The organism is Kushneria halocnemicola (assembly GCF_965650455.1).
Taxonomy (GTDB): Bacteria; Pseudomonadota; Gammaproteobacteria; order Pseudomonadales; family Halomonadaceae; genus Kushneria.
The window spans coordinates 3,155,718-3,178,218 of the sequence record NZ_OZ287968.1; the positions used below are offsets into that span (position 1 = coordinate 3,155,718).

Here is a 22,501-nt window from a genome sequence, read left to right on the forward strand (position 1 = left end):
ACGCTGTGGTGCCACCCCTTTGCTCTATTCTCGGCGGCGATTGTGATGTGTGATGTGCCAACGCATGATGCGACTCCTCTTGAAACGCTTTCGACGTCGCTTTGTGAGCGGCTTGAGCGCGACGGCTATCTGCTGGCGACGGCCGGCGAGGTTGCCCCGATGTTTCGTGACTGGTGCGTCGGGCGTGCTCACCGCACGCCGGATTGCGCCGATCTTGCCCGCTACTGGGGCGATCTGGCCCCGGATCGCTTCATGAATGATGGCGGGCGCTACCGCCGCCGACGCCACGCGGTGTTCAGCGCGGTCGCCGGTGCGCGGTCACTGGTGCGAAAGCCACATCAGGCGCACTTTCAGACCACCCGTTTCAATCAACTCAACGGAGGGGTGGCTCGTCACTTCGAGCCGGTAGATGAGGGTGCGCTGGCGACAAACGCCTTCGCTTTTCTCTGTGAGCTCCTGCTTGATGTGTTCGGGCGCTGTGCGCCGGGTACCGACTGGGACATCGAGATGCACCAGTTTCGTATCGAGGTGGGCGGGGATATCACCGCCGGCCTGCCCACCCCGGAGGGTGTTCACCGTGACGGCGTGGATTTCGTGGCGATGGTGATGATGGGCCGTGACAACGTGCGCGAAGGCGTCTCCTGCATTCACGATCCGGACCACCGCGAGCTGGCGGCTTTTACCCTGGCCGAGCCGCTGGACATGGCACTGGTGGATGACACCCGTGTGCTGCACGGCGTGACGCCCATCGTGGCCGATGACGCCACTCGCCCCGGCCACCGCGACCTGCTGGTGCTGACCTTCAAACGGCGTGACGGTCAGTCCGGGGGGGCATCAGGAGTATGACGCTCCAGCGAGGCCTTGAGCTGCTGGCGTCGATGCCCCGGCGGTTTCTGATGCCCGGCGAGCCAGTAGTAGACGATCGGCACCACGCCCAGGGTCAACAGCGTGGCGCTGGCGCAGCCGGCCAGCAGCGTGATGCCCAGCCCGAAGCGGCTGGCCGCCCCAGCGCCGGTGGCCATGACCAGCGGCAGGGCGCCGGCCATGGTGGACAGCGAGGTCATCAGAATCGGGCGCAGGCGCGTCTGCGAGGCCTGCAAAATGGCCTCGCGCAGCGCCACGCCCTCATCGCGCAGCTGGTTGGCAAACTCCACGATCAAAATGCCGTTTTTGGCCGACAGCCCGATCAGCATCAATAGCCCGATCTGAGCGTAGAGGTTGAGACTCTCGCCCAGCAGCCACAGCGCTAGGCCGGCGCCCAGCATCCCCAGCGGCACGGTCAGCATCACCACCAGCGGGCTGATGACATTCTCGAACTGCGCGGCCAGCACCAGCCAGGTCACCGCAATCGCCACGGTAAAGACCAGCAGCAGATCGCGCCCGGCCTCGAGAAAGTCCTGCGTGGCGCCCTTGTAGTCGATGCGCGCCTGCTCGGGCAGGGTCTCATCGACCGTGGTGTTCATGTGCTCGAGCACCTGCGACAGGCTGTAACCGTCGGCGACGTTGGCTGAAAAGGTGACGGCGCGAATGCGGTTGTAGCGGTTGAGCGTCGGCGAGACCGCGATTTCCTCCAGATGGACGAGGTTGGCCAGGCTCACCAGCGCGCCGCTGTCGGTACGTACCCGAATCTCTTCGAGCGCCTCGGGCGTCAGGCGCTGTTCGCGCAGGCCCTGCAAAATCACGTCGTAGGACTGACCGTCGCGCTCAAACGTGGTCAGGCTGCGCTCGCCGAAAAAGGACTCCAGCGTGCGGCCGACCGTCTCGGCGCGCACGCCAAGCTGGGCGGCACGCTCGCGGTCCAGCCGCACCTGCAGCTGCGGTGTGGTCTCAATGAGATCGCTGTCGAGCGCCTCAAGGCCCGGATAGTCCTGCCAGGCGGCCATCAGTTCATCGCGCCAGGCGCCCAGGGTGGCGTAATCCGGCCCGCCGATCACGAACTGCACCGGCGTGGCGTTGCCCGAGCTCAGCCCGCGCGGCAACAGCGTGGTGGCGCTGAGTTCGGAAAAGCCTTCAAGCGCCTCATTAATGCGCGCGGCCACCTCGCGGGTGCTCTCGTCACGGTCCTGCCAGGGGGTGAAGCTGATGATCCAGCGGCCGTTGTTGACGGGCCCGTCGTTGTTGCCGGGTCCGGGCAGACGCAGCGAAGCGTTATCGATCAGTGCCTGGTCGTTGAAAATGGGCGCCAGGCGCTGACCCATGGCCTCCATGCGCCGCTGCATCTCCTCGAAATTGACGCCTTCCTCGGCCTGGATATTGATGCGCAGGGCGCCGCGGTCGTCGTAGGGCTCGTATTCTGTGGGCAGCGCAGTAATGACCGTGGCGGTGACGATGGCCATGGCCACGAAGCCGCCGCCGACCAGCACCGGGCGGTGCAGCATCTGCCCGAGATGGCGCTGATAGCGCGAGGCCAGCCCCGTCATGAGCCGGTTCACCGGCGAGCCCCGGCGGCCGTGACCGACGGCCAGCAGCCAGGAGGCCAGTACTGGCGTCAGCGTCAGCGACACCAGCGTGGAAAAGGCAATGGTGGCCGCGATCGTGACGGCGAACTCGGTAAAAAGCCGCCCGGTCTGGCCGCTCATCAGCGTGATGGGCAAAAACACCGCCATTAGCACCAGGCTGGTGGCCAGGATGGCAAAGGCGACCTGGCGGGCGCCGCGAAAGGCGGCCAGCAGCGGGGTGTCGCCCTCTTCCAGATGGCGCTGAATGTTCTCGATCATGACGATGGCGTCATCCACCACCAGTCCGACCGAGAGCACCAGCGCCAGCAGGGTCAGCATGTTAAGGCTGAACCCCAGCCCCAGAAGAAGCATGCCGCAGGCCAGCAGCGAGATGGGAATAGCCGTGGCCGCCACCAGCGCGGCGCGCCACGAGCCCAGAAAGAAGATGATCACGGCGACCACCATGGCCACCGCAATGGCCAGCGTAATCAGCACTTCCTTGAGGGCCGCCGAGATGTAGAGGGTGTCGTCAGAGACGATATCGATGCGCAGGCCCTCGGGCAGCTCGTTTTGCAGGGTATCAAGCGTTGTGCGCACGTCGCGGGAGATGGACAGCGTGTTGGCGGTGCTCTGTCGGCTGATGGCGATCGAGACGGTAGGCTCGCCGTCGATTTCAAAGCGCTCGCGACGGGTTTCGGGCCCCAGCGAGACCGTGGCCACATCGCCCAGGGTTACGGCGCGGGTGCCCTCGCCCTGGCGCAGGGGCAGGCGCCGGAAGGACTCGGGCGTTTCATAGCCCGGCAGCAGGCGCACGGTAAATTCGCGGGTGGTGGACTCGATTCGCCCGCCCGGGTACTCCACGTTTTCGCTGGCCAGCGCGCCGGTGATGTCCTCGACGGTAATGTCGTGGGCGGTCATGGCGTGGCGGTCCAGATCCACGCGCATGGCCGGCAGCTGCGAGCCCCACAGCCGCACCCGCGAAACGCCGTTGATGGTCGAGAAGCGATCAAGCAGCTGACGATCGGCGTAGTCCGACAGCGCCATGGCACTCATGCGATCGGTCTTGACCGACAGGATCATGAGCGTGTCGCTGCCGCCCTGATCCTTGCTGATCTCGGGGGCCTCGGCGCCCACCGGCAGGGCGTCGGCGACACGGGAGACCTGGTCGCGCACGTCGTTGGCGGCGGTGTCCAGGTCGGTCTCGCTGGAAAAGGTCAGGGTGACTTCGGACTCGCCGTCGTTGCTTTCTGATTCGACGCTGACCACGCCCTCGATGCCGGCGACGACGTTTTCGATCGTCTGGGTCACGCGGGACTCCACCACTGCTGCCGAGGCGCCGGGCCAGGCAATCTCGACCGAGACCTCCGGCTCCTCGATGGAGGGGTACTCCCGAATGGGCAGCTCCAGAAACCCCAGCGTGCCAAACAGCACCAGCAGCGCCGAGAGCACCAGCGTGCCGACCGGTCGCGTGACGGCCAGATCGGTCAGGGTCATGGGGCGGTGCTCTGTGGGGTCATGGCGTGTGTCTCGTCCGGGGCCTGCTCGAACAGGCCCCGGGTGTCGCGCGCGGCGGCCTCATCGATGACAAGATCGCGGCCCTCGCCGATATCGCGCAGGCCGCTGACGGCCACTGATTCTCCCGGGCGCAGTCGGGTATTGTCTTCCACCGTTTCAATGGCCGCCCAGCCGGGGGCGCGCTCGACCACGCGGACAGCGACGCGGTGGGCGCGGTAGTGGTCTTGCTCGCCAGTCACCACGTAGACCCACTGGCTGTCGCGCTCGCCCATGACGGCGGTTTCCGGCACGATCAGGCGGCGCTGGCTCGGCAGGCGCAGCGCGATGTCGAGCAGCATGCCCGGGCGCAGGGCCAGATCAGGGTTGTCGAATCGAGCGCGAACCATGACCGTGCGGGTATCCCGGTCCAGGCGCGGGTCGAGGGTGATGACCTCGCCGTGAAAGGTGCGATCGGGCCAGGCCACCGAGCGCGCCGTGACCGTCATGCCCTGGTCAATGCGGTTCAGCTCGCGCTCGGGCAGGGAGAAATCGACCCGGACACGGTCGATGCTGTCGAGTGTGACCAGCGATGTGTCGGCGCTGATCTGCTCGCCGACGCTTAGATTGCTCAGTCCCATGACGCCGGAGACCGGCGCTGTAATGGTGCGGTCTTCCAGCGCGGCGGTGAGTCGGGCCAGTTCAATGCGGGCGCTTTCCAGCCGGTTGCGCTGGGCGTCCGCCTGCTGGGTGGCAATCGAGCCCTGACGCACCAGCGGCTGCAGGCGCTCATATTCACGCTGCTCCTGCTCGACGATGACGCGGGCGGCGCGCAGCCCCTGCTGCTCGGCGCGATCATCAAGCTGGATCAGCAGATCGCCCTGATTGACCCGCTCACCGCTGTCAAAATTGAGCCCGGTGATGCGCTCGGTCACCAGAGAAGCAATCTCGATGGCATCGGTGGCCTCGACATCGCCCACGGCGCTGAGCGTGGTGGCAATATCGCGCTCGATGACCTCGGCGCGGCCGACGGCGACCGGCGGCGTGGGGCCACTGTCCTCCGGGGCGCGATCACGCGACAGCCACCACCAGAAGGCAAGGGCGAGCGCCACCAGGATCAGCGCGACCAGCCAGATCAGCGGGCGACGGGCATCGTGGGACTCGGACATGGGCAGGTTTCCACAGACGAAAGGCGTTCAGGGCAGCAGGGGGCACCACCCTGTGACAGCATACGAGGTTCCGGACGCCTCGCAACGTCCTTTGTTCAAGCGGGCTTAAGCCTGAAGCGACAAGTCTTTTACAGTGGCCACGGGCCTGCGGCAGGAAAAGCAGGCAACAACGGCACGGATGCACCAGGCTGACAGCGTGCTACGCGCGACCGCGCATTTATTCCAGAACCTGCAAATGGAGGCAGACACGATGTCCCGGATACTGGTGCTGTATTACTCGATGTATGGCCATATCGAAACCATGGCCCAGGCCGTGGCGGAGGGCGCCCGCTCGATCTCGGGAAGCGAGGTCACCATCAAGCGAGTGCCCGAAACCATGGATGAAGAAGCCTTCAAACAGGCCGGGGGCAAGGTAGATCAGTCGGCCCCGGTCGCCGAGCCGGGTGAGCTTGCCGACTATGACGCGATCATCCTGGGCACGCCGACGCGTTACGGCAACATGGCCGGCCAGATGCGCACCTTTCTGGATCAGACCGGCGGACTGTGGGCCAGCGGCAAGCTGCGCGGCAAGCTGGCCAGCGTGTTTACCTCGACCGGTACCGGCGGTGGCGAGGAGATGACCATCACCTCAAGCTGGACGACGCTGGCCCACCACGGGATGGTGATCGTGCCGATCGGCTACGGGGTCGAGGAGCAGTTTGATATTACCGAAGTCAGCGGCGGCACGCCCTACGGCGCCTCGACCCTGGCCGGTGGTGATGGCTCGCGCCAGCCCAGTGAACGCGAGTTGAAAATTGCCCGCTTTCAAGGCGAATACGTGGCGGGCTTTGCCAAAAAACTGACGGCTCAACAGCTCTAGGGCCGGCCTGCGATTTGAAAAAGCCATCCGGTCAGAGAGCCTGATCGGATCAAAAAAACGCCCGGCCATTTGGCCGGGCGTTTCGCATGGCATGAGGCGGGCCGTAATGCCCGCGCACTCAGCGTCTTACTTGTTGAGCTTGGTCATGCGCAGATAGGGCTTTTTCTCGTCCCAGCCCTGCGGGAAGAGTTTGGCCGCTTCCTCATTGCTCAACGACGGCACGATGATGACGTCATCGCCCTGGCGCCAGTTCACCGGCGTTGCGACCTTTTCGTTGTCGGTCAGCTGCAGGCTGTCGAGCACGCGCAGGATTTCCTGGAAGTTGCGCCCGGCGCTGGCCGGATAGGTCAGGGTCAGACGGACCTTCTTTTTGGGGTCGATGACAAAGACCGAACGCACCGTCAGGGTGTCGTTGGCGTTGGGGTGAATCATGCCGTACTTCTCGCTGACGCTGCGATCGGCATCGGCCAGCAGCGGGAAGTTGAGGCCACAGCCCTGGGTTTCCTCGATATCACCCTTCCAGGCGTGGTGGTCTTCGATCGGGTCGACGGACAGGCCGATGGCCTTCGTGTTGCGCTTGTCGAATTCGGATTTCAGACGCGCCACTTCACCCAGCTCGGTGGTGCACACCGGCGTGAAGTCCTTGGGGTGAGAGAAAAGAATGGCCCAGCTATCGCCCAGCCACTCGTGGAAGTTGATGGTGCCTTCCGTGCTGTCCTGAGAAAAGTCCGGTGCGGTATCGCCAAGTTGCAACGCCATTTGTCACTCCTTTTGGCCATCGATGAAAACGGGTGTCGGCAGCCGCGCCCGTGATCGAGGGCCGTTTGCCGTGAGTCGTTGTCAGATAATGACGGCTTCAGGCCGCAAAACCAAACAACGAATTGTCCTGAATAAATTCCGTAAGAGTATAAAAAGCAGGCTCTAAAGCATCAATTGCTATAACGGATAAAGGCTCGATCCTTGTCGGGGACCTGTACCGTCTCGCCCTTGCGCAGCCCTTCGTGTTCTTCGACACGTTTTTCATCCTCGACGCTGATACCCAGCACTTCGGCAATCGAGGTGTCATCGCCGTCGCGCTCGAGCACCTTCATGCGCACGTTGGCCTCCATATAGCGGGCCGTGATGATGTCACCGGTTTTAGGCTTTTTGTGCAGAAACTGGGTGAGCTCGTCGTGGTCGGCGACATGGTCGACGCCTTCCTGGTCCCACGTAATTGCGCGCGCGTTGCTCATGACATGCCTCCTCGTTGGTAAAAAAAGTCTAGCAGTTTACGTCCGCCTCGCCGCATGCATTCGCCTTCAGAATGGCGGCATGTCGTCGATAGTCATATGAAAGATATCGAATATTGACACATGAGGGCGGTATGGGGTGGCAAGGGTGGATCACATCGTGGGCCATGGCGATTTCGATGGCAGTGCCGATGACAGGTCAGGCGCAGACCTGTCCGGCACCCGGAGCGGTCGATGGACGTCTCGAGCAGCTTGTCGAGCAGGTGGCGCGCTGGGACGAGGCCTATCATCAGCGCGGTGAGCGACCGGTGGCCGATGGCGTTTATGACCGGGCGCAGGCCCGGCTGGCACACTGGCGTCACTGCGTGGGGGTGGATCAGCCGGCGCCCGGCGCCACCCTGCGTGGCGGCGAGCAGCGTCACGCCGTGGCCCAGACCGGGTTGAACAAGCTGGCGGACCGGGCGGCGGTCGGGGCGTGGCTGGCAGCGCTGACGCCGGGCCCTTTGTGGATTCAGCCCAAGGTGGATGGCGTGGCACTGACGCTGGTGTATGAAAAGGGGCGGCTGATCATGGCCACCAGCCGGGGCGACGGTCTGACCGGGCAGGACTGGCTGGCGCGCGTGTCCGGCATCGATGCCATTCCCGACCGTTTGGCCGGCGAGGTGCCCGCGCAAGTGGTGATCCAGGGCGAGCTTTATCTCAAACGCCCCGGCCATGTGCAGCGTCGTGACGGCAGCGCCGGGGCGCGTTCAAGCGTGGCCGGGCTGATGCAGCGCCACGACATGAGCGATGCGTCGCGCGGGCGCATTGGGTTTTTCGCCTGGGCGCTGCCCGACGGGCCCGACACGGTTGCCGGGCGCAACCATCAGCTGGCCGACTGGGGCTTCATGGACCCGCAGCGCTGGACCCGGGCGGTCGATACTCTGGATGACGTGGCGCACTGGCGCCGGTACTGGTATCGCCATGAGCTGCCCTTTGCCAGCGATGGCGTGGTGATCAAGCGCGATGGGCGCCCCCCGGGCCGGGTCTGGCGCAATACGCCGCCCACGAACAGCGTGGCGTGGAAGTACCCCGCCGCCGCCACGCTTGCCGAGGTGCGCGATGTCGATTTCAGCATCGGGCGCACCGGGCGCATCACGCCGGTGCTTGAGCTGTCACCGGTCACCCTTGATGACCGCACGATCCGCCGGGTCAGCGCCGGCTCCTTTGCGCGCTGGCAAAAGGCCGATATTCGTCCGGGGGATCAGGTCATGATTTCGCTGGCCGGGCTGACCATTCCCAGACTCGATGAGGTCATCGTTCGCAATGACCAGCGCGTGGCGCTGGACATCCCGGACCCGCAGGCATTTAACGCCCTGAGCTGTCTGACACTGACGCCGGCATGTCGCTCGCAGTTTCTGGCGCGCCTGACGCATCTGAGCAGCCGGCAGGGGCTGGATATGTACGGAATCGGCGAAGGCACCTGGAAACAGTTAATTGACGCCGAAATGGTAACGTCCTTGCTCGATTGGCGTGATCTTGAGCGCGCTAAATTACGCTCGCTGAGAGGGGTAGGTGAGGCCCGCGCCACGCGATGGCACGAGGCATTCAGTCAGGCAGGGCGCCAATCGCTGCAGCAACTGCTGATTGCGCTGGAGCCGGCCCATGCCTGTTTTTATGCCTCTCAACCTAAAGTCGTCTTTCGGTCAGTCGATAGTTTGAATCACATTGTATTCATGCGCTCGCTTGAAAACGCCGACTGGCAGCGGGTTCCGGCACTGAACAAAAGGGACGCGGCCACACTGGCGGCCTTCTGGCAAAACGAAACAGTACAGTCGTTGCTGGATGAATGGGTGGCGACATCGACACCTTCGACGCAGGTGGCTGATGGTGCGCAGCAGTAAGGATGGGGTTTGTCATCATCCGGAACGTTGAAAAGTCTTAGCGCGATAGTTCTTTTCAATTTCCATCAGGCTAATTACTCAGTACACTTAACGTTACCTACTGATACATTAAGCATTACAGGGTTACTGGTTCAACGGCTTGTCCGGTCATACCCCCGCCACGCGGAAAGCACCGGTCAGGCAGGAAGAATCAGCGGTTTGTTGGAGCACAGCGCCTCAAGAGCAGGCGACGACCATCAGGAACATGGCTGTGCAGATTGGCTTCCATTGTAAAAACGCGCTGCGATAACGCCGCGTTGAGAGGAGATAGGACCATGGCACTGTTAATCATTGGCGGAATGGGTTACGCCCTGCTGGTCATGTTCATGCTGGGCGCGATGATGCTTTCCGGACGATCCTCGGATCGCGAAGCGCGTCGGCTGCAGCCGGTACAGGTCAGCACTTCAAAGCCTGTCGCCCGCAGCGACGCACAGCCGTCCAACGGCGGCTTCTCGGCCATGCCCGGCCGTAACGCTGCCTGATCTTCACACCACCTTGTGAAGGACAAAAGGCCGCTGCCCGAAAGGGCAGCGGCCTTTGCGTGTCCGGCACCGCCATCGCGCACGCGGTCAAGGGCAGTCAATCCGTCGACCCCGGGCGGTCTCAATGACACAAAAAAACGGCCTGCATGATATGCAGGCCGTTTTTGTGTCAGGAAACGTTACAGCGGTTACGCAGGCGCTTACTTCTTGTTGCGCTTGCGGTCGGTTTCCTTGAGGTGCTTTTTGCGGATGCGGATAAAGCCGGGCGTGACTTCCACCAGCTCGTCGCTGTCCAGAAACTCGATGGCCTGTTCCAGCGTGAAGCGGATCGGCGGCGTCAGCACGATGTTTTCATCGTTGCCGGAGGCGCGCATGTTATCGAGCTTCTTGCCCTTGGTCGGGTTGACCACCATGTCGTCGGAACGGTTGTTGATGCCGATCAGCATGCCTTCATAGACCTCGGTGCCGTGATCGATGATCAGCTTGCCACGATCCTGCAGGGCGTAGAGCGCGTAGGCCAGCGCCTTGCCATCGACCATCGAGACCAGTACACCGTTACGGCGCTCGACGCCGGCGCCTTCCTTCAGCGGACCGTAGTGATCAAAGCGGCTGGTCAAAATGCCGGTACCGGAGGTCATGGTCAGAAACTGCGAGCGGAAACCGATCAGACCGCGCGAGGGAATCATGAAGTCCAGACGTACACGACCCTTGCCATCCGGGTTCATGTTGGTCAGCTCGCCCTTGCGATAGCCCAGCTCTTCCATGACCGAGCCCTGATGCTGCTCTTCACAGTCAATGATGACTTCTTCGTAGGGCTCCTGCTTCACGCCATCGATCTCGCGGATGATGACCTCGGGGCGGCCCACGGCCAGCTCATAGCCTTCACGACGCATGGATTCGATCAGCACCGACAGGTGCAGCTCGCCACGCCCGGAGACCTTGAACTTCTCGGCCGATTCACCCTGCTCGACACGCAGGGCCACGTTGTGGATCAGTTCCTGATCCAGGCGGTCCTTGATGTTACGGCTGGTGACGTACTTGCCGTCACGGCCGGCGAAGGGCGAATCGTTGACCTGGAAGGTCATCGAGACGGTCGGCTCATCCACGGTCAGCGCCGGCAGCGCTTCGACGTTGGACGGGTCACAGATCGTATCGGAGATGGCCAGATCGTCGATGCCGGTAATGCAGACGATGTCGCCGGCACTGACTTCGTCGGCCTGGACACGCTCAAGACCCAGGTGGGTCATGACCTGACCGATCTTGCCCTTGCGGGTCACACCCTGACGGGAAATGATGCTGACCTGCTGATTGGGACGGACGCGACCGCGCTTGACGCGGCCCAGACCGATGACGCCCACGTAACTGTTGTAGTCCAGTGCCGAAATCTGCATCTGGAAGGGGCCGTCAAGTTCCACGGTCGGCTGCTCGACGATGTCGACGATCGCCTGGAACATCGGGTCCATGTTTTCGGACAGATCTTCCGGGTCCATGCCGGCGATGCCGTTGAGCGCCGAGCAGTAGATGATCGGGAAGTCGAGCTGTTCGTCGGTGGCGCCCAGGTTGTCGAACAGATCAAAGATCTGGTCAATGACCCAGTCGGGACGCGCGCCCGGACGGTCAATCTTGTTGACCACCACGATCGGCTTGAGGCCCTGGGCAAACGCCTTCTGGGTCACAAAACGCGTTTGCGGCATCGGGCCGTCAACGGCATCGACCAGCAGCAGAACCGAGTCCACCATCGACATGACGCGCTCGACCTCACCACCAAAGTCGGCGTGCCCGGGGGTGTCGACGATGTTGATGTGGTAGTCGTGCCAGGTAATGGCCGTGTTCTTGGCCAGGATGGTGATGCCGCGTTCCTTCTCCTGGTCGTTGGAATCCATGATGCGTTCCTGGTTTTCCGCCTTGCGGTCCAGGGTGCCGGATTGCGCCAGCAGCTTGTCGACCAGCGTGGTCTTGCCGTGGTCAACGTGGGCAATAATGGCAATATTTCTCAGCTTCTCGATATTGCCGGAAGTAAGCGTATCGGACATAACGCGTTTTCACCTTTGTGTACACGCGCCTGTTCGGGTAGGAGCATGGCCGTGCGTTGTGATCAACGGCCATGTCAGCAGCGTGCAATAAATTTGGCCCCGCATTGTATAGGCTAAGTCGTCGGTCGAATAGCTGGAATCGTGGCGCAGGCGTTGAGAAGCCATGAAATCGGCAGATCGTGACAGGGTGACGACAGATGGCGCCCGGGTTATGCGCTTTTTTGGTGCATCAGGGGCGTTTCATGAGTGCTAATGGTGCATCGATAGGGGCTTTCGTCACCCCCGGCAACCCTGCATGACCCCGCATGCGAGCAGGGCTCCATCCGTTTTCGCTTTCAAGTTACTGTATTCGCGCATTTTTTGAACCAATTTAAATAAGCGTGCGCCATTTTGGCACGCTGCATGCATTATTTAGGGACACATCGGGACTTGCATGCACTGTGCTTGCGCGTGATACAACGGTGGCGAAGTGATGGCGTCCTGTTAACGGTTTTCAAGCAGTATCCCTTTTTATTGGAGGAGTCACATGTCAGAGAAAACGCTTGCCCTGATCGAAGAGAACGACATCAAGTGGGCCGATCTGCGCTTTACCGATACCAAGGGCAAGGAGCAGCACGTCACCATTCCCGCTCGCATGGTCGATGACGAGTTCTTTGAAACCGGACAGATGTTCGATGGCTCCTCCATCGGTGGCTGGAAGGGCATCAACGAGTCCGACATGATCCTGATGCCTCAGGACGGTTCCGGCTACATCGATCCCTTCACCGAAGACCCCACGGTCGTTTTGCGCTGCGACATCATCGAGCCGGCCACCATGCAGGGCTACGAGCGTGATCCGCGCTCGATCGCCAAGCGCGCCGAAGCCTATCTGGGCAGCACCGGCCTGGGCGACACGGCCTTTTTCGGTCCCGAGCCGGAGTTTTTCATCTTTGATGAAGTGCATTTCAAAAACGACATGCATCACTCCTTTTTCCGCATCTCTTCCGAAGAGGGCGCCTGGGAGACCGATGGCAAGTTCGAAGGCGGCAACATGGGCCACCGTCCGCGCGTCAAGGGCGGCTATTTCCCGGTCCCGCCGGTTGACTCCTTCCACGACATCCGCAGCGCCATGTGCTCGACGCTGGAAGCCGTGGGTCAGACCGTTGAAGTGCACCACCACGAAGTGGCCAACGCCGGTCAAAACGAAATCGGTGTGAAGTTCAACACGCTGGTGCAAAAGTGCGACGAAGTGCAGACCATGAAGTATGTGATCCACAACGTGGCACATGCCTATGGCAAGACCGCGACCTTCATGCCCAAGCCGATGGCCGGCGATAACGGCTCCGGCATGCACATCCACCAGTCCTTCTGGAAGGATGGCGAGAACATGTTCGCCGGCGACGAGTACGCGGGCCTGTCTGAAACCGCGCTGTATTACATCGGCGGTGTCATCAAGCATGCGCGTGCGCTGAACGCCTTCACCAACCCGTCGACCAACTCCTACAAGCGTCTGGTTCCGGGTTTTGAAGCGCCGGTCATGCTGGCCTACAGCGCGCGTAACCGCTCGGCCTCGATTCGTATTCCCTACACCGCAAGCCCCAAGGGCAAGCGTGTCGAGACCCGCTTCCCCGACCCGATGGCCAACCCGTATTTGGCCTTCTCGGCACTGTTGATGGCCGGTATCGACGGCATTCGCAACAAGATCCATCCGGGCGAGGCGCTGGACAAGAACCTGTACGACCTGCCGGCCGAAGAAGCGCTCAACGTACCCACGGTGGCTTCAAGCCTTGAAGAAGCCCTGCAGGCGCTCAAGGACGACCACGCCTTTTTGACCGAAGGCGGCGTGTTCACCGAAGAGATGATCGATGCCTACATCGAGCTCAAGATGGAAGACGTCACGGCCGTTCGCATGGTGCCAAGCCCCATGGAATACGACCTGTACTACAGCCTCTAAGGTCTGAGCTGCGGCCCCCATTACCGGGCCTGCAAGAGAAAAGCCCCGCTTTGGCGGGGCTTTTTATCGTCTGGTGCCTTAAAATTTCCGGCGATAATGAACGCCCATTATTTCTGTGGAACTGCTGCCGTGCCGGGTCGCCTTTGCCGTATGACGCTGTGGGTCGCCGTGGTCTGGTCACTGTTTTTGACCGCTATGCCTCAGGCCGGCGCGGCGGTCTATCGCCACACCGATGAGCGGGGCAACGTCGTCTGGAGCGACCGCCCCGGCGGCACCCGAACCGATGTGCGTGCCCCGCAGGTGCTCTCACCCTCGAAAGTCTTGAGCGAGGCCGTTGCCACCCCATCGGCGCCCGCCGTTTTTACACCCTACCAGCGTGTGACCCTTGCGCCCCGGAGTGCGCCCGTGACCCTTGATCAGGCGCGCCGCGGTGTGCCCGTGCGCCTGGAGACCGTCCCGCGCCTTCGAGACAGCGACCGGGTGCAGCTCAGCGTGAACGGCAGGCCCCACCAGTCGCCGCTGGCCAGCCGGGTGCTGGTCGCCATGGGTCTTGAGGCCGGCCGTCACGAACTGGTAGCCGAAGTGCTCGACAGCAGCGGCACCGTTCGCCAGCGCTCACCGGTCATGACCCTTGAGATACTGCCCGCAGGCGTGCCGGCCTCGCGACCCTGATACCGCCGCCGCTGGCTCTTTTGCACCACAAAGGTGCACAATGGTCGGCTCGCTCTCCGGGTTGCGCCGCTTCCACGCCCATCCAGTGGCAGGTTTTCCCCTTGTGGTGCGCGATCCGGCACATGTGGCGCGCTTTTTGCACTATCAAAGGGAAATAACGTTAACGAGGTGCTTCATGCATCAACGCCTGCTGGAACATCTCACCACGGCCGTGGTGCTGCTCGATGAGCAGTTGCGTGTTCGCTGGCTCAATCCGGCGGCGGAAGCCCTGATGGGGCTGAGCCTGTCGCGGGTCCAGGATACCCCGCTTGAGTGTCTGGAAGGCGAGGCGGGCCATATCGCCGCCATGCTGGCGGACGCCCTGCGTCGCCAGCACCCCTATACCCAGCGCGAGACCCAGCTTGCCATGGCCGGCGGCGAGCGCATCACGGTGGACTACACCGCCACGCCATTGTCGAAAACCGAGCTGTTGCTTGAGTTCGAGCCGCGCGACCGGCTGATGCGCATCTCGCGCGAGGAGTCGCTGATCGCCCGTCAGGAGATGGTCAAGGTGCTCACCCGGGGGCTGGCCCACGAGGTCAAAAACCCCCTGGGCGGCATTCGTGGCGCGGCGCAGCTTTTAGAGCGTGACCTGCCCGATGAAAGCCTGACCGAATTTACCCGCATCATCATCGAAGAGGCCGACCGCCTGCGCGATCTGGTCGATCGCATGCTCGGGCCCAATCGGCCGGTCGAGCAGCAGCCCATCAACGTGCATGAAGTCGTCGAGCGGGTACGCGCGCTCTTGCAGGCCGAGACCGACACCATCGATCTGCAGCGGGACTACGACCCCAGCCTGCCGGCCATCATGGGCGATGCCGACCAGCTCATTCAGGCCGTGCTCAACGTCACCCGCAACGCCGTTCAGGCGCTCAAGGAAAACGCCACCGAGCAGCCGACCGTGACGCTGCGCACCCGGGCGCGGCGGCAGTTCACCCTGGGGGCCGAGCGCCACCGGCTGGTGTGCGAGGTCTGTGTGATCGACAACGGCCCCGGCGTGCCCGAGACGCTGGCGGAGTCGCTGTTTTACCCGATGATCTCCGGGCGGGCCGAGGGCAGCGGGCTGGGACTGTCCATTGCCCAGTCGATTCTGCATCAGCATCAGGGCCTGATCGAATGCGACAGCCGCCCCGGCCATACCGAGTTTCGTCTTCTGATTCCGCTGGAAGGCTTCAGTGAACCCGAGCACGACCGACATGCCAACGGAGGCACCCATGAGTGATACCGCCCGCGTCTATATCGTGGATGATGATCGCGCCATCCGCTGGGTACTCGAGCGCACGCTCGCCCAGCCCGATATCGAGGTCTCAAGCTTTGAGCGGGCCGATCAGGCCGAAGAGGCGATCAATCGACAGGCGCCCGATGTCCTGCTCACCGATATCCGCATGCCGGGTGTCGACGGGCTGGATCTGATGGCGCGGGTGCGCGAGCGCCACACCGACATGCCGGTAATCATCATGACCGCGCATTCGGATCTCGACAGCGCCGTGGCCTCCTATCAGGGCGGGGCGTTCGAGTATCTGCCCAAGCCCTTTGATGTCGACGATGCGCTCTCCCTGGTGCGTCGCGCCATTGCCCATGCTCGCGAGCGTCAGGCCCCAGCGCGCGCCCCCGAGGGCATTCAGGCCGAGATCATCGGCGAAGCGCCGGCCATGCAGGAGGTGTTTCGCGCCATCGGCCGGCTGTCGCACTCTCATATCACCGTGATGATCAACGGCGAGTCGGGCACCGGCAAGGAGCGGGTCGCTCGCGCCCTGCATCAGCACAGCCCGCGCGGGCATCAGCCCTTTATTGCGCTCAACATGGCGGCCATTCCGCGCGATCTGATGGAATCGGAGCTGTTCGGCCACGAAAAGGGCGCCTTTACCGGAGCGACGGCCCAGCGGCGCGGGCGCTTCGAGCAGGCCGATGGCGGCACGCTCTTTCTCGATGAGATCGGCGACATGCCGGCCGAGACCCAGACACGGCTGTTGCGCGTGCTGGCCGATGGCGAGTTCTATCGGGTCGGTGGGCATGTGCCGGTGCGAGTAGACGTGCGCATTATCGCTGCCACCCACCAGCATCTGGAGCAGCTGGTTGAGGAAGGGCGCTTTCGCGAGGATCTGTTTCACCGGCTTAACGTGATTCGCGTGCACCTGCCCAGACTCTCCGAGCGACGCGAGGATATCCCGCGGCTCGCCCGTCACTTTCTGGCCGAGGCCGCCCGCGAACTCTCCGCCGAGCCCAAGGTGCTCACCGAGGCCGCCGAGCAGCATCTCTCGCATCTGCCCTGGCCGGGCAACGTGCGCCAGCTGGAAAACACCTGTCGCTGGCTGACCGTCATGGCCTCCAGTCGCGAGGTGCTCGTGGATGATCTGCCCCCGGAGCTTCGTGATCTCGAGCGCCCCGGAGAAGGCACCGGTGACTGGCGCCACGCCTTTCGCGAATGGGCCGACCGGGCGCTGGCCGCCGGCCACACGCACCTGCTGGAAGAGGCCGTGCCGGATTTCGAGCGTATTCTGATCGAGACCGCCCTCAAGCACACCGGTGGGCGCAAGGGCGAGGCCGCCGAGCTTCTGGGCTGGGGGCGCAACACCCTGACTCGCAAGCTCAAGGTGCTGCTGCCGGCGCTGGCCGACAGCGCCGACTAGATCGGCGGTTCGGGCCTAACGTGCCAACGCGCCGTGTTGGTGCGTTATGGGACAAACGTATAAAGTAGGTCGCCATCAAGGATGGGCCGTCAAAGCCCATCGCCGGTTTCTGATGTTCAGGAGTTGTCATGGCTACCCCTTCCCAGCACGATCTGCGCTACCAGTTTCGCGACCTTCTCGCCCGCGAGGACTGCTTTTTTACCGCCTCGACGTTTGATCCCATGTCCGCGCGTATCGCGGCGGATCTGGGCTTTGAGGTCGGCATTCTGGGCGGCTCGGTCGCCTCGCTGCAGGTACTGGCCGCGCCCGATTTTGCCCTGATTACGCTCAGTGAATTCGTTGAGCAGGCCACCCGCATCGGCCGCGTGGCGCGTCTGCCGATCATTGCCGATGCCGACCACGGCTACGGCAACGCGCTCAACGTCATGCGCACCATTACCGAGCTCGAACGCGCCGGTGTGGCCGCGCTGACCATCGAAGACACCCTGCTGCCGGCCAAGTACGGGCGCAAGTCCACCGATCTGGTGCCGCTGGAAGAGGGCGTCGGCAAGATTCGCGCCGCACTTGAGGCGCGTATCGACCCGGCCATGGCCATTCTGGCCCGCACCAATGCCGGCGTGCTCAGCACCGAAGACGCCACCACCCGCGCCATGGCCTACGAACGCGCCGGCGCCGACGGCATCTGCATGGTCGGCATTCGCGATTTCGATCATCTGGAAGCCATTGCTCAGCATTTGACCATCCCGCTGATGCTGGTTACCTACGACAACCCCGAATTGCGCGACCGAGAGCGTCTCGCGCGGGCCGGTGTGCGTGTGGTGGTCAACGGGCACGGCGCCTATTTTGCCGCCATCAAGGCCACCTATGATTGCCTTCGCGAGCAGCGCCAGATCGCCGATGGCAACCTCAACGCCTCCGAGCTCTCCACCCGCTATTCGACGCTTGAAGACAACCGCGAGTGGGCGCGACGCTATATGGACGTCAACGAATAGGTAGACGTCAACGAATAAATACCGGAAAGGGCAGGGCCGCCAGGCCATCCATCAATGAACGGCCGGCGCCTGCCGCGCGGGTCACAGGGGACGAGGCGAGATGAGTCAAATGCAGTGGGAGCAGTTGCTGGCCCCCGTGCGTCTGGATGACAAGACGACCGAGCGCGAGCGCGAAATCGGCCGCAGTCCTTTCCACAAGGACTTTGATCGCATCGTCTTTTCCGGCTCCTTTCGCCGTCTGGGACGCAAGACACAGGTCCACCCGCTGACCGAAAACGATCATATCCACACCCGGTTGACCCACTCGCTGGAAGTCGGCTGCGTGGGTCGAAGCCTGGGCATGATCGTCGGCGAGCGCCTGAGCGACCGCCTGCCGGGCTGGATCACCCCCGCCGACATGGGCGTGATCGTGCAGGCGGCGTGTTTGAGTCACGACATCGGCAATCCGCCCTTCGGTCATGCCGGCGAATACGCCATCCGCGACTGGTTCAAGCGCGCCGAGGCCGACGGTACCGGCTTTCTGGAGGCGCTGACCCCGACCCAGCGGGCGGATCTTCTGACCTATGAAGGCAACGCCCAGGGGTTTCGGGTCGTTACCCAGATTGAGTACAACCAGTTCAACGGCGGTATGCGCCTGACCGCCCCGACGCTGGGCGCGATGCTCAAGTACCCCTGGACGGTGGAGCGGGCGGGCCTGGCCGGCAAGTTCGGCGCCTATCAGTCGGAAAGCGAGCAGCTCGAGCGCGTCGCCGGCCTGCTGGGGCTCAAGCGGCTGAGCGACCACGCCTGGTGTCGCCATCCCTTTGCCTGGCTGGTCGAGGCCGCCGATGACATCTGTTACGCCCTGCTCGATCTCGAGGATGGCCTTGAGATGGGCATTCTGCGCTTTGAGGAAGTCGCCGGCGTACTGACCCATATTGCCGGCGGCGAGCCCGAGGAGTACGCCCGCATGGCGCGCGACAACGTCTCCCAGCGCCGGCGCGTGGCCGCCCTGCGCGGCGCGGCGATGGAGCGGGCGGTCAACGAGGTGGCAGCGACCTTTGTCACCCACGAACAGGCGCTGCTCGAGGGCAGCCTGGAAGACGACCTGCTCGATCTGTGCCATCCGGATCTGGGCTGGGGCGTGAGCGAGGCCAAGAAAATCGCTCGCGATCGCATCTTTCGCAACGCCCGCAAGGCCAAGCTCGAGATCGGCGCCTACACCACGCTGGGCATTCTGCTCGAAGCCTTTATCGGCGCAGCGCATGAGCTGCACTTCACCGGGCAGTCCAGCTTCAAGCATCAGCGCGTGCTGGCACTCATCGGGGAGAACACCCCTAAAACCCAATGGCCGCTGTATGACAGCTACCGCCGCATGCTCGATTTCATCGGCGGCATGACGGACAACTTCGCCGTCGATCTGGCTCAGGAAATGGGCGGACGGCTGCGTGGGGAATAGTCCCTGTTGATGCAGTGACGGGGCATCACTGGTCGCAGCGTGAGGCCCTGCAGGGTTTCAAAAGGCGGCTGGTCACTCAAGCGACAGGGCGCAGCAATTGTTAATGAATGGATCAGTTTTGCGAGTATGGGGTGCGGTCAGCGTGCTGTGTCTGGCCTCCTTTACGATGGTCACGACCGAGTTCGCCCCTATCGGTCTGCTGTCTCAAATCGCGATGGATCTGGACGAGTCGCCCTCCACCGTCGGGTTGACGGTCACTCTGTATGCCTGGATTGGCGCCGCCAGCGGGTTGTTGTCCGGTTGGGTCAACAATCGGATGCCCCGAAAGACACTGCTGATTGCCCTGATGATGATTCTTTGCGCCTCCAGCACGCTGGCGGCCCTGTCCACCGATCTACTGACACTACTGGGCGCCCGGGCACTGGGCGCCGTTGCCCATGGTGTGTTCTGGGCCAACGTTGCCGCCACCGCAGCCCATATCGTTCCAGCACACCGGGTCGGGCTGGCCACCTCCATCGTGCTTGGCGGCATCACGGTGGCGACCGTCATGGGGGTACCCCTGACCAATCTGACCGGCCAGCACAGCGGCTGGCGTACTGCCTTTTTCTGTCTGGGAGGCCTGGCCGCCATCAGTGCCGGCGCAATGGCGCTGATGCTGCCTTCAATGGAGATCAAATCGCCATCCGGTGGGGCGGGACTGGTGGGAGCTCTCAAACGTCGGGATCTTGTGCTGACTTTCATCATCACTGGCCTGACCGCCGCGTCGCACTTTGGGGCCTATACCTTTATCGAGCCGTTTATAGGAGAAATTCCTGATATCAACGCTCGCTGGACGGCTTTTCTTTTGTTTGCCTTCGGCGCCGCAGGCTTTGCCGGCAACCTGCTGAGCGCCTTTTTTGTCGACCGTTGCCTGAAGCCTTTCATCTTTACGGCACTGATGACAATGATGCTGGCGCTGATCGTGCTGGGCACTGGCGGCCCGGCCATGGGAATCGGCCAGGTCATTTCACTGCTGGTGATCTGGGGTATGGCCATTGCGGCCCTGTTTACAGGTCTGCAGACATGGGTGCTCAGAATTGCCGGTGGTCATACCGTACCGGCAACCGCGATTCATACGGCGGTGCTCAATAGTGCCATCGGGCTGGGTGTCATCATGGGCGGCGGCGCACTGGAATGGCTAGGGCTCAGGGCGGCGATGCTGTTCGCTGGTCTTTTGGTGTTGCCGGCTTTGGTGCTGATGGGGGCTGCCAGCGCCGGTATGCGATCCGACAGGGCGCGGTGCGTTGAAAATGAAACCGGCTGAGTCAGCAATGTGCCTTCCGAGCATGGTCGTCATGGTTTTTGCTGTCGGAAAGACGGGAGAGATTAGCGAGGGCAGGCAGAGCGCGTCCCCGACACGCCCTGTCTGTGCCCATATCATGCCCTTTTAAAACCACACCTCCATCTGGGTGCCGAAGGTCCATTCGCTGCCGGTAAAGTCGTCGCTGCCCAGCGCGTCCTCATCCGAGAAGCGGTTGAGATCCTTGTCCCAGTCGCTCCAGGTGGCGAAAAAGCGAATCTCGGGGCGCAGCCCGAAACCGCCGACCTGTGGTTTGATGGTGGGGGCAACGGTGAGTCGCGTGTAGCCGCCGTTGACGTCGTTGAGCCCGGCGTAGCCGTTAGGGTCGAGATCCATCCACTGATAGCTCGCCTCGTACTGCATTTCGAAGTTCTCGGTCAGCTCGTTGGCCAGCCGCGCGCTAAGCGTTGCCCAGTCGTAACTGTCGCCGTTGGCGTAGCGGTCGCGGCTGGTCTGGGCCAGCAGGGACGGCGCGATGCGCCAGTTCGGTGACAGATAGGTGGTGCCATACAGCGCCAGCCGGGTCGTGTGGGCGTCGTCATTGAGGTTGCCGTCGGCCCCCAGATCCTTGACCTCACCGCCCAGACCGCGCCCGTGCATTGCCGCCGCCTTGAAGGTGCCTTCCCCCATCCCGAAGAAGCTGTCGCCGTGGTAGGCGACCATGGTGTGGAAGCCGTTTTCGGCAGCGTTATCGCTTGCCAGGTTGTTGTCCGGGTCGTTGTCGCGCTCATCGTTGTCGTTGGCCGACATGCCGCTGATCATCCACTGCCAGGGGCCGAAGCGGTTGTTGGAGCTCAGGATCAGGTTGTCGGTACTGCCTTCCAGACCCGGCTGCTCGCGGGTGGCAATGGGATAGTCGCTGAAGCTGCGACCGTAGAGCGAGACGCTTGTGTCCCAACCGTCGGTGACGGCGATGTCGTAGATCCCCGCCCCGGTACCGGCGAGAAAGATAATATCGCTGTCGATCCACTCGATGTTGAAGTTGTCGCGGTCAAAGCGCTTGCCCGCCCAGATCGAGGCGTTTTCGAACGCGCCGGTAAAGCCCGGCAGGTCACTGAACTCGACAAAGGCCTGGCGCAGATTGAGTTCCGATTCATCGGCGGTCCAGTCGTTGCTGGTGGTGGTGCTGTCGGCCAGCATGACGCGATATAGCGAGTGCGCGCCGTTGTCGAAGCGCTGGTTGTAGTCAAAGACCGTCTCGACGTAGGTGTCCGGCTCGTTGCCCAGACGCCCCACGGCGCCGCCGGAACGGCCGGCCGGGGTCAGATAGGGCCCGCCGGGCGCGCTCTTGCGATCGCTGCCGATCAAGAGCCCGGAACGGGCGTAGACACTCATCGACAGCCCTTCGCCTTCGCCCTCCTCCTGGCGGATCTCCGACGGAATGCCGGGCGCTGAAAGCTCCTCATCTCCGGAGGTCTGCGGGACGTTATCCTGCTGCGCCAGCTGCGGCTCCGGGGCCTGCTGCGCCGAAGTCCGCTGCTCTGCCAGTGCCGTCTCTGCCTGAACAGCACGCTGCTCTGCCTGACTGGCGCGACGCTCGGAGGCGGCCACTCGGGCTTCCAGCTCGGCGAGACGTTCCTCGATGGACCGGTCAGCGGCGAGCGCGCCGGTCGGCAGGGCCATCGCCAGCGCGACGGCGGCGGCCAGCGGATGACGCGGGAAGCGGAAAGGCGAAGGCATGGCAGTGTCCCTTGTTCGTTTTGTTGGCGTGATCCGGCTGCTCGACACATCGGCAGTCTTGTTGTGTGCGCTTCATGCACGGGATCGAAAGAACTTAACGATCCCTTGATAAGCTTTCATTCATACATTCGTCTCTGTGACAAAGGGCTATCAAT

17 protein-coding genes are annotated in these 22,501 nt (G+C 62.9%); 11 read left to right on the forward strand and 6 right to left on the reverse strand.

Annotated elements, in window-relative coordinates; all coding sequences use genetic code 11:
* Positions 1-54: 54 nt before the first annotated feature.
* Positions 55-846: a 2OG-Fe dioxygenase family protein gene (locus tag ACS92L_RS14265; protein ID WP_438765731.1), complete on the forward strand. Its 792-nt coding sequence runs from the start codon at positions 55-57 to the stop codon at positions 844-846.
* On the opposite strand, the gene ACS92L_RS14270 is transcribed toward ACS92L_RS14265, so the two are convergent.
* Both ACS92L_RS14270 and ACS92L_RS14275 read right to left on the reverse strand, forming a co-directional pair.
* Positions 819-3,932 (reverse strand): efflux RND transporter permease subunit, encoded by a 3,114-nt coding sequence (locus tag ACS92L_RS14270; protein ID WP_438765732.1) that lies wholly within the window; start codon positions 3,930-3,932, stop codon positions 819-821. The two genes, ACS92L_RS14265 and ACS92L_RS14270, sit on opposite strands and share 28 nt — an antisense overlap.
* Positions 3,929-5,098, reverse strand: coding sequence for an efflux RND transporter periplasmic adaptor subunit (locus tag ACS92L_RS14275; protein WP_438765733.1), 1,170 nt, complete (start codon positions 5,096-5,098; stop codon positions 3,929-3,931). Before ACS92L_RS14275 ends, ACS92L_RS14270 begins: the two co-directional genes overlap by 4 nt.
* A 250-nt stretch (positions 5,099-5,348) precedes the next feature.
* Here ACS92L_RS14275 and wrbA point away from each other — a divergent pair, with 250 nt between their 5' ends.
* The gene (gene wrbA, locus ACS92L_RS14280) at positions 5,349-5,957 is read left to right on the forward strand and encodes an NAD(P)H:quinone oxidoreductase (protein ID WP_438765734.1); all 609 of its coding nucleotides are present in this window, start codon (positions 5,349-5,351) and stop codon (positions 5,955-5,957) included.
* 126 nt (positions 5,958-6,083) lie between these two features.
* On the opposite strand, the gene ACS92L_RS14285 is transcribed toward wrbA, so the two are convergent.
* On the reverse strand, positions 6,084-6,716 hold the full coding sequence (locus ACS92L_RS14285; RefSeq protein ID WP_438765735.1) for a peroxiredoxin: 633 nt from the start codon (positions 6,714-6,716) through the stop codon (positions 6,084-6,086).
* 170 nt (positions 6,717-6,886) lie between these two features.
* Positions 6,887-7,189: a hypothetical protein gene (locus ACS92L_RS14290; protein WP_438765737.1), complete on the reverse strand. Its 303-nt coding sequence runs from the start codon at positions 7,187-7,189 to the stop codon at positions 6,887-6,889.
* A 131-nt stretch (positions 7,190-7,320) separates the two neighbouring features.
* Between ACS92L_RS14290 and ligB the strand changes: the two genes are divergently transcribed.
* Both ligB and ACS92L_RS14300 read left to right on the forward strand, forming a co-directional pair.
* Entirely contained in the window at positions 7,321-9,069 is a 1,749-nt protein-coding gene (gene ligB, locus ACS92L_RS14295; protein WP_438765738.1) for an NAD-dependent DNA ligase LigB, read from the forward strand.
* A 314-nt stretch (positions 9,070-9,383) separates the two neighbouring features.
* Positions 9,384-9,590 carry a hypothetical protein gene (locus ACS92L_RS14300; RefSeq protein WP_438765740.1) on the forward strand — a complete coding sequence of 69 codons (207 nt, stop codon included), beginning with the start codon at positions 9,384-9,386 and terminating at the stop codon, positions 9,588-9,590.
* Between the two features lie 200 nt (positions 9,591-9,790).
* On the opposite strand, the gene typA is transcribed toward ACS92L_RS14300, so the two are convergent.
* Positions 9,791-11,623, reverse strand: coding sequence for a translational GTPase TypA (gene typA, locus ACS92L_RS14305; RefSeq protein WP_438765741.1), 1,833 nt, complete (start codon positions 11,621-11,623; stop codon positions 9,791-9,793).
* A 526-nt stretch (positions 11,624-12,149) separates the two neighbouring features.
* Between typA and glnA the strand changes: the two genes are divergently transcribed.
* From glnA to ACS92L_RS14340, 7 genes are all read left to right on the forward strand, one after another.
* On the forward strand, positions 12,150-13,556 hold the full coding sequence (gene glnA, locus ACS92L_RS14310) for a glutamate--ammonia ligase (RefSeq protein ID WP_438765742.1): 1,407 nt from the start codon (positions 12,150-12,152) through the stop codon (positions 13,554-13,556).
* Between the two features lie 150 nt (positions 13,557-13,706).
* Positions 13,707-14,228 carry a DUF4124 domain-containing protein gene (locus tag ACS92L_RS14315; protein WP_438765743.1) on the forward strand — a complete coding sequence of 174 codons (522 nt, stop codon included), beginning with the start codon at positions 13,707-13,709 and terminating at the stop codon, positions 14,226-14,228.
* A gap of 175 nt (positions 14,229-14,403) precedes the next feature.
* Complete coding sequence (gene glnL, locus ACS92L_RS14320; RefSeq protein WP_438765744.1) at positions 14,404-15,489, forward strand: nitrogen regulation protein NR(II); 1,086 nt, start codon at positions 14,404-14,406, stop codon at positions 15,487-15,489.
* A complete protein-coding gene (ntrC, locus tag ACS92L_RS14325; RefSeq protein ID WP_438765745.1) occupies positions 15,482-16,897 on the forward strand; it encodes a nitrogen regulation protein NR(I) in 1,416 nt (471 codons plus the stop codon). Before glnL ends, ntrC begins: the two co-directional genes overlap by 8 nt.
* 128 nt (positions 16,898-17,025) lie before the next feature.
* Positions 17,026-17,889: an isocitrate lyase/PEP mutase family protein gene (locus tag ACS92L_RS14330; protein WP_438765747.1), complete on the forward strand. Its 864-nt coding sequence runs from the start codon at positions 17,026-17,028 to the stop codon at positions 17,887-17,889.
* Between the two features lie 100 nt (positions 17,890-17,989).
* On the forward strand, positions 17,990-19,327 hold the full coding sequence (locus ACS92L_RS14335) for a deoxyguanosinetriphosphate triphosphohydrolase (protein ID WP_438765748.1): 1,338 nt from the start codon (positions 17,990-17,992) through the stop codon (positions 19,325-19,327).
* Positions 19,328-19,445: 118 nt separating this feature from the next.
* The gene (locus ACS92L_RS14340; protein ID WP_438765749.1) at positions 19,446-20,630 is read left to right on the forward strand and encodes an MFS transporter; all 1,185 of its coding nucleotides are present in this window, start codon (positions 19,446-19,448) and stop codon (positions 20,628-20,630) included.
* Between the two features lie 123 nt (positions 20,631-20,753).
* On the opposite strand, the gene ACS92L_RS14345 is transcribed toward ACS92L_RS14340, so the two are convergent.
* Positions 20,754-22,346, reverse strand: a complete 1,593-nt coding sequence (locus ACS92L_RS14345) for a carbohydrate porin (RefSeq protein ID WP_438765750.1) — start codon at positions 22,344-22,346, stop codon at positions 20,754-20,756.
* Positions 22,347-22,501: the final 155 nt, after the last annotated feature.

Excerpts from the sequence above, each read along its gene's own strand:
- ACS92L_RS14270 (WP_438765732.1), bottom strand. The coding sequence starts at position 3,932 with ATGACCCTGACCGATCTGGCCGTCACGCGACCGGTCGGCACGCTGGTG.
- ACS92L_RS14275 (WP_438765733.1), bottom strand. The coding sequence starts at position 5,098 with ATGTCCGAGTCCCACGATGCCCGTCGCCCGCTGATCTGGCTGGTCGCG.
- wrbA (WP_438765734.1), top strand. The coding sequence starts at position 5,349 with ATGTCCCGGATACTGGTGCTGTATTACTCGATGTATGGCCATATCGAA.
- ACS92L_RS14285 (WP_438765735.1), bottom strand. The coding sequence starts at position 6,716 with ATGGCGTTGCAACTTGGCGATACCGCACCGGACTTTTCTCAGGACAGC.
- ACS92L_RS14290 (WP_438765737.1), bottom strand. The coding sequence starts at position 7,189 with ATGAGCAACGCGCGCGCAATTACGTGGGACCAGGAAGGCGTCGACCAT.
- ligB (WP_438765738.1), top strand. The coding sequence starts at position 7,321 with ATGGGGTGGCAAGGGTGGATCACATCGTGGGCCATGGCGATTTCGATG.
- ACS92L_RS14300 (WP_438765740.1), top strand. The coding sequence starts at position 9,384 with ATGGCACTGTTAATCATTGGCGGAATGGGTTACGCCCTGCTGGTCATG.
- typA (WP_438765741.1), bottom strand. The coding sequence starts at position 11,623 with ATGTCCGATACGCTTACTTCCGGCAATATCGAGAAGCTGAGAAATATT.
- glnA (WP_438765742.1), top strand. The coding sequence starts at position 12,150 with ATGTCAGAGAAAACGCTTGCCCTGATCGAAGAGAACGACATCAAGTGG.
- ACS92L_RS14315 (WP_438765743.1), top strand. The coding sequence starts at position 13,707 with ATGACGCTGTGGGTCGCCGTGGTCTGGTCACTGTTTTTGACCGCTATG.
- glnL (WP_438765744.1), top strand. The coding sequence starts at position 14,404 with ATGCATCAACGCCTGCTGGAACATCTCACCACGGCCGTGGTGCTGCTC.
- ntrC (WP_438765745.1), top strand. The coding sequence starts at position 15,482 with ATGAGTGATACCGCCCGCGTCTATATCGTGGATGATGATCGCGCCATC.
- ACS92L_RS14330 (WP_438765747.1), top strand. The coding sequence starts at position 17,026 with ATGGCTACCCCTTCCCAGCACGATCTGCGCTACCAGTTTCGCGACCTT.
- ACS92L_RS14335 (WP_438765748.1), top strand. The coding sequence starts at position 17,990 with ATGAGTCAAATGCAGTGGGAGCAGTTGCTGGCCCCCGTGCGTCTGGAT.
- ACS92L_RS14345 (WP_438765750.1), bottom strand. The coding sequence starts at position 22,346 with ATGCCTTCGCCTTTCCGCTTCCCGCGTCATCCGCTGGCCGCCGCCGTC.